Below are 10,786 nucleotides of genomic sequence, written 5' to 3'. Positions count from 1 at the left end.
CGCTAGCAAGGGAAGCAGTAACCGCTCTGCGCAATGTTTTCTTTGTCATTGTCATTCATACTCCTTTATCTAAAAAATTAAACTAATGCAAATAATATCATATCATTTATGGATTTAAAATGCAATGAAATTATAAAATTGAAAATGGATTAAAATAATAGACATTTTCATTTCTTTTTCTTTTAAGAAAAGAATAGTTATGTTATAATGTCCTCCGGTGGAGGTAGAATATGGAATTTAGCGTGTTTTCTAGTGGTTCTGATGGGAACTGTACTTTACTTAGAACAAAGGGTATAAATATATTGATTGATGCAGGAATTACTAGGAAGCAAATTCTAGATAATCTTTCTAGATATGGGCTAACCTTAGGCGATATAGCCTGTTTATTTATAACTCATGAGCATGTAGATCATATAAGAGCATTACCTCAAATGCTTAAGGAATGCCATTTAAAAATCTATATGTCCTTAGGTACCTACTATGGAGTTATTGAAATGTTTAATAGACCAGGTAAGGAAAAGATCTTAGCCTTACTTGAGGAGAAAAAGAAGAATGGCTCATTAATATTAATCGAAAGATTAGCAAATTCTATGCTATATCCTTTCTATATTGAAAAAGATTTAAAGATTCAGGTTTTACCTTTATTTCACGATGCAAAGGAATGTATTGGCTTTTCCTTCTATAACGATGAGAAAAAGCTTGTTTATATTACAGATACTGGCTATGTTCATCAGGCAATTTATCAAGAAATAGCAAATGCTGAGGCATATATATTAGAATCGAATCACGATCCTGAAATATTAATGCATTCGGAAAGACCATATTCCTTAAAAATTCGAGTTTTAGGGGACCATGGCCATATGTCGAATGAGGATTCTATGATTACCCTATGTAATGTTATTGGAAATAAGACTAAGCTTATTTTACATGCTCATGTATCAAAGGAATGTAATTTAACGGAGATTATTGAGCTTACAAGAGAAAAGGTATTTAATGATTTTGGTATTGATACATCGAATGTAAAATTTGGTATTTTAAAGCCATTCTTTAGTGGGGATTATGAAATATGAAAATATATATTGTAAGTGTTGGAAATATCAAAGAAAAGTATTTGATTGATGCGATTAAGGAATATACAAAAAGATTAGGCAAATACACAAAGGTTGAATTCTTAAAGGTTTCTGATGAGGCAATTCATGATTCTCCAAGTGATAAGGAAATTGAGGCAATTAAGAATAAGGAAGGAGAAAGAATTTTAAAGGTTTTACCTTCGAATTCCTATAAGATTGCCCTAGATTTAAAGGGTGAAATGCTATCGAGTATAGACCTAGCAGAAAAGATGCTTGATATATTCTCCTATCATAACGCAAATATATCCTTTATTATTGGTGGATCCTTAGGAATTTCTAAGGATGTTTTAGATAAAGTAGATTATAAGCTTTGCTTTTCTAAAATGACTTTTCCGCATCAGCTCATGCAGGTCATTTTATTAGAACAAATTTATAGAGCGTTTAAGATAAATAATAACGAAACATATCATAAATAATAGCTATGCTATTACCTTGGGGGTAATTATGGAAGAAGAGGTCGTTTTAAAATTAATCGAAAAGAAGTATCATATTGCCTTTGCAGAATCCTGTACAGGAGGATTATGTGCAGCAAGAATAATCAACGTTTCAAACGCATCTAAGGTATTAAATGCCTCCTTTGTTACTTATTCAAACGAGGCTAAAAATAAATATCTTGGAGTATCCTTTGATACAATTGAAAAATATGATGTGGTATCTATAGAGGTAGCTAAAGAAATGGCTTATGGTGTTGCATTAAATACAGAAGCCTCTATAGGCGTTGGCGTCACTGGAGTTGCAGGGCCTACTGGGGGATCTGATTTGATTCCTTTGGGCACAGTGTGCTTTGGATTTTATATTAATGGAGCACTTTTTGGCGAAAAAATTCAGTTTGGAAATATTGGTAGAAATAATGTAAGAGAAGCTGCAACAGATTATGTGTTTAAGAGGTTAAATGAGCTTTTATGAGTAAAAGAATAATAGATATTATATGGTTTTCCTTAATGGGATTATTTTTAGCATCCGTTATCTTTTTTACGGTATTTTTTAAGATGGAATATTGGTCTTTTATGGGTACATTAATTGCGACGATGTCCTTTGGCTTTTTAAATATAATTTTGCTTCTTGTTAAGGTGTTAAATCGTTATGAGATTAAAAGATTAACTGGGGCGATTTATGCAACTATAGTTGCCATTGGTGTTTTAGGATATTATGTTTTAAAATATGTGGATAAATATCAAGAGGGAAGAGTCATATACTGGATAGTATATGGACTACTTTTGGTGGCAAGTGTTACAGTCCTTACGATTATCAACCATAAACTAAGCCCTCAAAAACCAGTGATGATAGGGCAAAAGAAGTAGGAGGGAATATAATTCCCTCTTTTATTTTGAAATTGTAACTATGTTTTTTTAGATTTTACTATAAAAATAGAATTGTTTGTGATAAAATATTAAAAGCGTTTATGCGCCACCTTTGGAAGAGAGGTATTAATATGAAAGAATACAATCATTTGGAAATTGAAAAGAAGTGGCAAAAGTATTGGGAGGAGAATCATACATTCAAAACAGATGTATGGGATTTTTCTAAGCCAAAATTTTATGTTCTTGATATGTTCCCATATCCATCTGGAGTTGGTCTTCATGCAGGACATCCTGAGGGATATACAGCAACAGATATAATCTCTAGAATGAAAAGAATGCAGGGCTATAATGTATTACACCCAATGGGATATGATTCCTTTGGTCTTCCTGCAGAGCAATATGCTATTCAAACGGGTAATCATCCTGAGGGATTTACAGTAAAGAATATTGAAACATTCACTAAGCAGCTTAAGGAATTAGGCTTTGATTATGATTGGGATAAATGTATTTCGACATCGGATCCATCCTTCTATCATTGGACGCAATGGATTTTTAAAAATTTATATTTAGATGGCTATGCAAAATATATTGATATGCCAGTGAACTGGTGTGAAGAATTAGGCACAGTATTATCGAATGATGAGGTTATCGATGGTAAGAGTGAAAGAGGAGGCTTCCCTGTTGTTCGTAAGAATATGAAGCAATGGGTAATTGATCAGCCTGCCTTCGCCGAAAAGCTTCTTGAGGGCTTAGATACAATCGATTGGCCAGAATCCACAAAGGAAATGCAAAGAAACTGGATTGGTAAGTCCATGGGTGTTGAGGTTGATTTCGATATTGTTGGTGGTGGAAAGTTCTCTATCTTTACAACATGTATTGAAACAATCTATGGTATTACATTTATGGTACTTGCTCCAGAAGGACAAATTGTTCAGGATTTAATGGATAGAATCCAAAACAAGGATGAGGTTAATGCCTATATTAAGGAAACCGCAAGCAAGAGTGAGCTTGACCGTACAGAATTAAATAAGGGTAAGACCGGATGCCTTTTAAAGGGTGTTACATGTATTAACCCAGTAAATGGCAAGGAAGTTCCTATTTTCATTGGCGATTTCGTATTAGCATCCTATGGTACAGGTGCTGTAATGGCCGTACCAAGCCATGACCAAAGAGATTTTGAATATGCAGTAGCACATAATATTCCTATGATTCAGGTAATTACTGGTAGGGATGTAAGTCAGGCTGCCTATGAAAAGCAGGATTATTTAGAAAACCCTGAGGCAAGATTAATCAATTCTTGTGAATTTGATGGCTATACGGTTATGGATGCCAAAGAGGGTATTACAAAGAAGCTTGAGGAAATGGGTAGAGCAAGAAGAGTTGCAAATTACCGCTTCCGCGAATGGATCTTCGCTCGTCAAAGATATTGGGGTGAGCCAGTACCAGTAGTGCATACAGAAAATGGTGTATATGTATTACCAGATGAGGAATTACCTCTTGTATTACCAGAGCTTGATGATTACAAGGGTAGAAATGGTAAGGCACCACTTGAAAATGCTAGTGAATGGAAGCATTATGACAAAAACGGAATTAAGGGCTTAAGAGAAACATCTACTATGCCTGGTTCTGCAGGATCCTCTTGGTATTATTTAAGATACATTGATCCAAAAAATGATAAGGAGCTTGCCAACAAGGAATTATTAAAGCATTGGATGCCAGTGGATTTATATATTGGTGGACCAGAACATGCGGTTGGACACTTAATTTATTCTAGAATTTGGAATAGATACCTTTATGAAAAGGGTATTGCTCCTACAAAGGAACCATTCCAAAAGCTCGTTCACCAAGGTATGATCTTAGGTGAAAATGGTATTAAGATGGGTAAGAGATTCCCTAAATATGTTATCAACCCATCGGATATCGTTAGAGATTATGGTGCAGATACACTTCGTTTATATGAAATGTTCATGGGACCACTTGAGGCATCAAAGCCTTGGAACCCTAATGGTGTTGAGGGCGCAAGAAAGTTCATAGAAAGAGTATACCGCTTAATTTGTAGTGATGAATATGTAGCAAAGCAGACAAAGGAATATGATAAATCCTTAGAGAAATCCTATAATAAGATGGTAAAAAAGGTAACGGATGATTTCGAAGCATTAGGCTTTAATACAGCTATTTCTGCAATGATGGTATTCGTAAATGATGCATATAAGGCAGATAAGCTATATATTCCATATCTTGAAGGCTTAGTAAAGCTAATTAACCCTGTATGTCCACATTTAGGTGAGGAATTATGGGCTGCCCTAGGACACAAGGATACGATTGCATATGAGGCTTGGCCTACATATGATGAATCATTAATGGTGGATACAACTATGAATTACCCTGTAAGTGTTAATGGTAAGCTAAGAGATACGATTTTAGCCTCTGTTGATGCGACAAGTGAGGAGCTTGAGGCTTTAGCTTTGAAGAGCGAAAAGGTTCAAAAATATCTTGAGGGACATACGATTGTTAAAAAGATTATTGTTCCTAAGAAGATTATCAATTTTGTTATAAAGTAAAGAATAAGTAAGATTACAAAATGGAAAAGCAGGATTTTGTTTTTCCATTTTGTAACGTTTAGAAATGTATATAATTTGTTTGGTAGAGGAATCTATCTATGTAAATTTATTGAAGAAAGTCAGGTAGAGCAATGAGTGACGTATTAGAAATTAAAGGCTTATGTGCCAGAGTTGAGGAAAAGGAAATCTTAAAGGGAGTGGATTTAACCATTCGTACAGGAGAGGTCCATGCAATCATGGGACCTAACGGTACAGGTAAATCTACACTTTCCTCATGTATCATGGGTTCTCCAAAATATCAAATTACTGGAGGAGAAATCCTATTAAATGGAGAAAATTTATTACCGCTACAGGTAGATGAGCGTGCTAGAAAGGGATTATTTTTAGCATATCAATATCCAGCAGAGGTATCTGGAGTTACAAATTCTGATTTTATTCGTGCTGCGATGAAGGCAACAACAGGTGTAAATCCATCCTTATTCAAGTTCATTAAGGAATATGATAAGGCATGTATGGAGCTTAAGATGCCATCGGATTTAGCTCATAGATATTTAAATGAAGGCTTCAGTGGTGGAGAAAAGAAGAGAAATGAAATTCTTCAAATGAAGATGCTAAAGCCAAAATTTGCAATTTTAGATGAAATAGACTCAGGACTTGACGTTGATGCCCTACGTATTGTAGGTGAGAATGTTTATAGCATGGTAAACGAATCCTTTGGATGCTTACTTATTACACATTATGAAAGATTATTAGACTATATTAAGCCAGATTACGTTCATATTATGATTCATGGTAGAATTGTAAAAACTGGTGGCCCAGAGCTAATTTCTAAGATTGATGCAGAAGGCTATGACTGGGTAAAAGAAGAGCTTGGTATTGAGGATTTTGGAGAGGAAGAAGAGAAAAAGACCCATGTACTTCTTGGCTCCTGCGCTAGAAATACCAGCAAAAAAGCATAATGGCAAATCAAGAATTCGTTCTAATCTCTGCGTTGGGTCAAGCAGAGGATAAGAAATATTATATTAAGGATACAAAGGATGAAATCTATATTATTGACCAGGATATGGATATCGTTGTTTTAGATGGAATAAATGCAAAATTCCTAGATAAAACAAAGAATTGTACGATTCATATGGAGGGCTTAAAGGATTCATCCATTACATATTATGTTTTAAATAGTCAATCATCGAAAAGATGCTTTGACATTCATGGAGAATTAAACGTAGTAGAAATTTCTATTTCTGCTACAGAAGAATCTTTGTTTATTCATTTATTAAATGAGAATGCACAAGCAAATGTAAAAAATCTAAGTATTTTAAAAGAGGTATCCTCTACATATACACAAAGAATTGATCATAAGGCTCTATCTACATATTCTAACATCAAGAATGTTGGTGTTGCGATGAATGGGTCAAATTTAGTGTTTGATACTACAGGTAAAATTGATAAGGGTATGTCTAAATCCAAATGTGCTCAGCTATCTCGTGGTGTTGTAATGGATAATATATCCTCTATTACAGCAAAGCCTATTTTATTAATTGATGAATATGATTGCTTCGCAAATCATGGTGCATCCATTGGTAAAATGAGTGATGAGGATTTATTCTATTTAATGAGTAGAGGATTAACCAAGAAGCAAGCTTTCTTGCTTATTTTAGAGGGTATTGTACGTCCATTTATTGATTCCATTCCAAACGAGGAATTAAAGGAATCCATGGAAAAAGAGATTATGGCAAGAATAGGGGAATAACTATGGATATTTTAAAAATTAGAAATGATTTCCCAGTTTTAAGAAGCAATCCAAATCTTGCATACTTAGATTCTGCTGCAATGGCATTAAAGCCAGATTGTGTAATTGATGCAGTAGATGATTATTATAGAAGATTAGGTGTAAATGTACATAGAGGTGTATATGGACTATCCTATCAGGCTACAGACTTATACGAAGAAGCAAGAGAGGTCATTGCAAAATTTATTAATGCAAGCTTTGATGAGATCGTATTTACAAGAGGTGCAAGTGCATCCTTAAATTTAGTAGCACAAAGCTATGGTATGTCTTTTATTGAAGAAGGAGATGAGGTAATTACAACTCCTTTAGAGCATCATTCTAGCCATATGCCTTGGATGAATGTATGTAAGATGAAGAAGGCTACATTAAAATATGTTCCACTAGATAAGGATGGAAGAATTACTGTTGAAGCATTCAAAAGTGTTTTAACGGAAAAAACAAAGGTTGTAGCTATTACTCATGTATCGAATGTTATGGGTTACATCACCCCAATTAAAGAAATTATTCAGCTTGCCCACGAGGTAGGGGCTGTTGTTTCTTTGGATGGTGCACAATCTGTACCTCATATGGTTGTTGATGTTAAGGATTTAGATTGTGATTTTCTATCCTTCTCAGGACATAAGCTATGTGGTCCTACAGGAATTGGTATTTTATATGGTAAAAAGGAATTATTAGAAAAAATGCCTCCTGTGGAATTTGGTGGAGATATGGCAGATACGGTTTATGAGCAGGAAATGACTTTTAAGAATTCACCTTATAAGTTTGAAACAGGAACTCCAATGATTTCATCGGCCATTGGCCTTGCGAGGGCATGCGAATACTTAAATTCTATAGGCTTAGATAATATAGGTAAGCATGAATATTATTTAAAGAATTTAGCCGTAGAGGAATTAAAAAAGATCCCAGGAATTACAGTATATAATCCGGATTGTGAGACAGGAATAATTTCCTTTAATATTGATGGAGTTCATCCACATGATGCTGCATCTGTATTTGATAATGATAAGGTATGTATACGTGCTGGTCATCACTGTGCACAGCTCATCACGCGTCATTTAGGTACTATTGGTACCCTAAGAGCGTCCTTCTATTTGTATAATACAGAAGAGGATGTTAAGGAATTTGTTAAAGCTGTCAAGGATGCAAAGGATTTCTTTGGACAGTTTTAGGAGGATGTATTATGGATTTAAACACTTTGTATAGAACCGTTATTATGGATAATTATAAAAATCCAAAGAACAAAGGTTTAAAGAAAACAGACGACTATCATTTCGTGCATTTAAATAACCCATCCTGTGGGGATGATATGAATGTAGAAATAAAGGTAGAGGATGGTATAGTAAAAGAGGTTCATCATGATGGACATGGATGTAGCATTTGCTGCTCAAGTGCTTCTGTCATGAGTGAGGTAATTACAGGAAGAAAGGTTGATGAGGCATTAGCACTATGCCAAGATTTCTTCGATATGGTCAAGGGTGAAGACCCTAAATATGAAGAGGAATTAGGTGAGGCTATAGCCTATATGGGCGTTAGAGATTTCCCTGCAAGAATTAAGTGTGCCACCCTATCTTGGAAGGCTGTTGAACAGGCAATAAATGAGGTGACAAATAATGGCAACAAATAAAGAAGAAGCTTTAGAAATTGTTGGAGATTACAAATATGGCTTTACAACAGAAACAACTCCAGTTTTAACCAGTGGTAAGGGCTTAAACCGTGAGGTTGTTGAATTTATTTCGGATGCTAAGCATGAGCCAAAATGGATGAAGGAATTCCGTTTGGCTGCATATGATGCTTTTCTAAAGCTTGATAACCCAAGCTGGGGACCAGATTTATCTGATATTGATTTCCAAGAGTATACCTACTATATTAAATCTGTTCATGAGCAGGGTACAAAATGGGAAGATGTTCCTAAGGAAATTAGAGATACCTTTGACAAGCTTGGTATTCCTGAGGCAGAAAGAAATTATTTAGCTGGTTCATCTACTCAATTTGAATCAGAGGTTGTATACCATAATAATTTAAAGGAATTAGAGGATTTAGGTGTAATCTTCTGTGATACAGATACAGCAGTGAGACTATATCCGGATTTAGTTAAAGAATATTTTGGTAAAATCGTTCCGTATACGGATAATAAATATGCAGCATTAAATAGTGCTGTATGGAGTGGTGGATCCTTTATTTATGTCCCTAAGGGAGTAAAGCTTCAAAAGCCAGTACAATCCTATTTTAGAATTAATTCTGAAAGAATGGGACAATTTGAAAGAACCCTAATTATCGTTGAGGATGATAGTGATATTCATTATGTAGAGGGCTGTACAGCGCCTCTATATTCTAAGGATTCCTTACATGCTGCAGTTGTAGAAATATATGTTAAAAAAAGAGCACACTGTAGATATTCTACTGTACAAAACTGGTCAAACAACATTGTTAATTTAGTTACAAAGAGAACCCTAGTAGATGATTATGGTCATATGGAATGGATTGATGGTAATGTTGGTTCAGGATTAAATATGAAATATCCTGCCTGTGTGCTTAAGGGTAAGGGTGCAAAGGGTACTACGGTATCGATTGCCTTCGCTGCAAAAGGACAGCTACAGGATACTGGCGCTAAGATGATTCATTTAGGGGAGAATTCAACATCCACGATTATCTCTAAATCCATTTGTAGAGGCGGAGGAAAGGTAAATTACCGTGGTATGGTTTCTTGTGGACCTAAGGCACTTGGTGCAAGATCTCACGTTGAATGCGATACCTTAATTCTAGATGACCTATCTACATCCGATACTATTCCAACGAATAGTGGTAAGAATGGGGATATGTATATTGAGCATGAGGCAACCGTTTCTAAGGTAAATGAGGAGCAATTATTCTATCTAATGAGTAGAGGCTTAACGGAAGCAGAAGCAACAGAAATGATTGTCATGGGTTTTATTGAACCATTCAGTAAGGAATTGCCAATGGAATATGCTGTTGAGCTTAATAGATTAATTAAACTTGAAATGACAGACGCACAAGGTTAAAATAAAAATCGGGGAAACCCGATTTTTTAAGTCCATGGAGGGAATATGATCATTACATCCTTAGATAACCCAAAAATTAAATATTTATCTAGCCTTAGTAAGGCTAAGGAAAGAAAGCAAGAACAAAAATTTATCGTTGAGGGTAAGCATTTAGTAGATGAAGCAAAAAAACAAAATGTTTTAATTGAAGCCTATTCGATTGAAGAAAAGGAAGGCTATATTCAAGTGACCCCATCCATAATGAAAAAAATCGCCAATACAAATACACTTGTGTCTGAAATAGGATTATGTAAAATGCTCGATAAAAAGGAATTATCTAATAAGCTATTACTTTTAGATGGAGTACAGGACCCAGGAAATATGGGTGCGCTTATGCGAAGTGCTAAAGCATTTGGATTTGATACTATTATTTTAGGCGAAGGCTGTGTAGATATTTATAACGATAAGGTTATAAGATCGAGTCAGGGTGCAATATTTAAACTAAATTTTATTACATCAAATATAAAGGATTTCATATCATCTCATAAGGAATATAAGATTTATGGAACGAATGTAGTTAATGGAATTCCAATGGAAGATGTAATGAATGAAGGGCATCTTGGTATTGTACTTGGCAATGAGGGAAATGGAATCTCCAAAGAGACTTCAAGTGTAATTGAAAAGAACATTTATATACCAATGGAAGATACAGAATCCTTAAATGTTTCTGTTGCCGGAGGAATATTGATGTATTATTTAAGATGATCTATATACTGTAAATTAGTTTTATAACTTTTTTATAGTTTTTTTATAATCGTGAAAATTTTTTTGAGATTTTGACTATTTATTTAATGAGTGCAAAGAAGCTAATCAAAAAATAAATAGAAAAGAGGATTAAAAAATGAAAGAAAGATTAGAGGCCATCGGTCTAACCGATTATTATTTCAAGGAGTTAATTAAAAGAAAGAAGAATTATTTAACTCTATTACTCAATGGGATTTGTAAC

11 protein-coding genes are annotated in these 10,786 nt (G+C 34.6%); all 11 read left to right on the top strand.

Going from position 1 to position 10,786, the window contains the following annotated elements:
* Positions 1 to 230 precede the first annotated feature (230 nt).
* The 11 genes from SPJ17_RS00070 (at position 231) to SPJ17_RS00020 (ending at position 10,545) form a co-directional block, all read left to right on the top strand.
* Positions 231 to 1,070, top strand: a complete 840-nt coding sequence (locus tag SPJ17_RS00070; RefSeq protein ID WP_321091503.1) for an MBL fold metallo-hydrolase — start codon at positions 231 to 233, stop codon at positions 1,068 to 1,070.
* A complete protein-coding gene (rlmH, locus tag SPJ17_RS00065) occupies positions 1,067 to 1,546 on the top strand; it encodes a 23S rRNA (pseudouridine(1915)-N(3))-methyltransferase RlmH (RefSeq protein WP_321091500.1) in 480 nt (159 codons plus the stop codon). The genes SPJ17_RS00070 and rlmH overlap by 4 nt, the downstream gene beginning before the upstream one ends.
* Before the next feature lie 28 nt (positions 1,547 to 1,574).
* Positions 1,575 to 2,036, top strand: a complete 462-nt coding sequence (locus SPJ17_RS00060; RefSeq protein ID WP_321091497.1) for a CinA family protein — start codon at positions 1,575 to 1,577, stop codon at positions 2,034 to 2,036.
* Positions 2,033 to 2,431 (top strand): hypothetical protein, encoded by a 399-nt coding sequence (locus SPJ17_RS00055; RefSeq protein WP_321091494.1) that lies wholly within the window; start codon positions 2,033 to 2,035, stop codon positions 2,429 to 2,431. The genes SPJ17_RS00060 and SPJ17_RS00055 overlap by 4 nt, the downstream gene beginning before the upstream one ends.
* Before the next feature lie 131 nt (positions 2,432 to 2,562).
* Complete coding sequence (gene leuS / locus SPJ17_RS00050) at positions 2,563 to 4,992, top strand: leucine--tRNA ligase (RefSeq protein ID WP_321091492.1); 2,430 nt, start codon at positions 2,563 to 2,565, stop codon at positions 4,990 to 4,992.
* 131 nt (positions 4,993 to 5,123) lie between these two features.
* Positions 5,124 to 5,951 (top strand): Fe-S cluster assembly ATPase SufC, encoded by an 828-nt coding sequence (sufC, locus tag SPJ17_RS00045; protein WP_321091490.1) that lies wholly within the window; start codon positions 5,124 to 5,126, stop codon positions 5,949 to 5,951.
* Positions 5,951 to 6,742, top strand: coding sequence for a SufD family Fe-S cluster assembly protein (locus SPJ17_RS00040; protein WP_321091487.1), 792 nt, complete (start codon positions 5,951 to 5,953; stop codon positions 6,740 to 6,742). The genes sufC and SPJ17_RS00040 overlap by 1 nt, the downstream gene beginning before the upstream one ends.
* A gap of 2 nt (positions 6,743 to 6,744) precedes the next feature.
* Positions 6,745 to 7,950, top strand: coding sequence for a SufS family cysteine desulfurase (locus SPJ17_RS00035; RefSeq protein WP_321091485.1), 1,206 nt, complete (start codon positions 6,745 to 6,747; stop codon positions 7,948 to 7,950).
* An 11-nt stretch (positions 7,951 to 7,961) separates the two neighbouring features.
* The gene (locus SPJ17_RS00030) at positions 7,962 to 8,405 is read left to right on the top strand and encodes a Fe-S cluster assembly sulfur transfer protein SufU (RefSeq protein ID WP_321091483.1); all 444 of its coding nucleotides are present in this window, start codon (positions 7,962 to 7,964) and stop codon (positions 8,403 to 8,405) included.
* The gene (sufB, locus tag SPJ17_RS00025) at positions 8,392 to 9,801 is read left to right on the top strand and encodes a Fe-S cluster assembly protein SufB (RefSeq protein WP_321091480.1); all 1,410 of its coding nucleotides are present in this window, start codon (positions 8,392 to 8,394) and stop codon (positions 9,799 to 9,801) included. Before SPJ17_RS00030 ends, sufB begins: the two co-directional genes overlap by 14 nt.
* 45 nt (positions 9,802 to 9,846) lie before the next feature.
* Positions 9,847 to 10,545 carry an RNA methyltransferase gene (locus tag SPJ17_RS00020; RefSeq protein WP_321091477.1) on the top strand — a complete coding sequence of 233 codons (699 nt, stop codon included), beginning with the start codon at positions 9,847 to 9,849 and terminating at the stop codon, positions 10,543 to 10,545.
* The last annotated feature ends 241 nt before the right edge of the window (positions 10,546 to 10,786 follow it).

Source organism: Anaeroplasma sp., from assembly GCF_034179385.1.
Taxonomy (GTDB): Bacteria; Bacillota_I; Bacilli_A; order Acholeplasmatales; family Anaeroplasmataceae; genus Anaeroplasma.
This window is presented reverse-complemented; position numbering and strand designations above follow the sequence as displayed.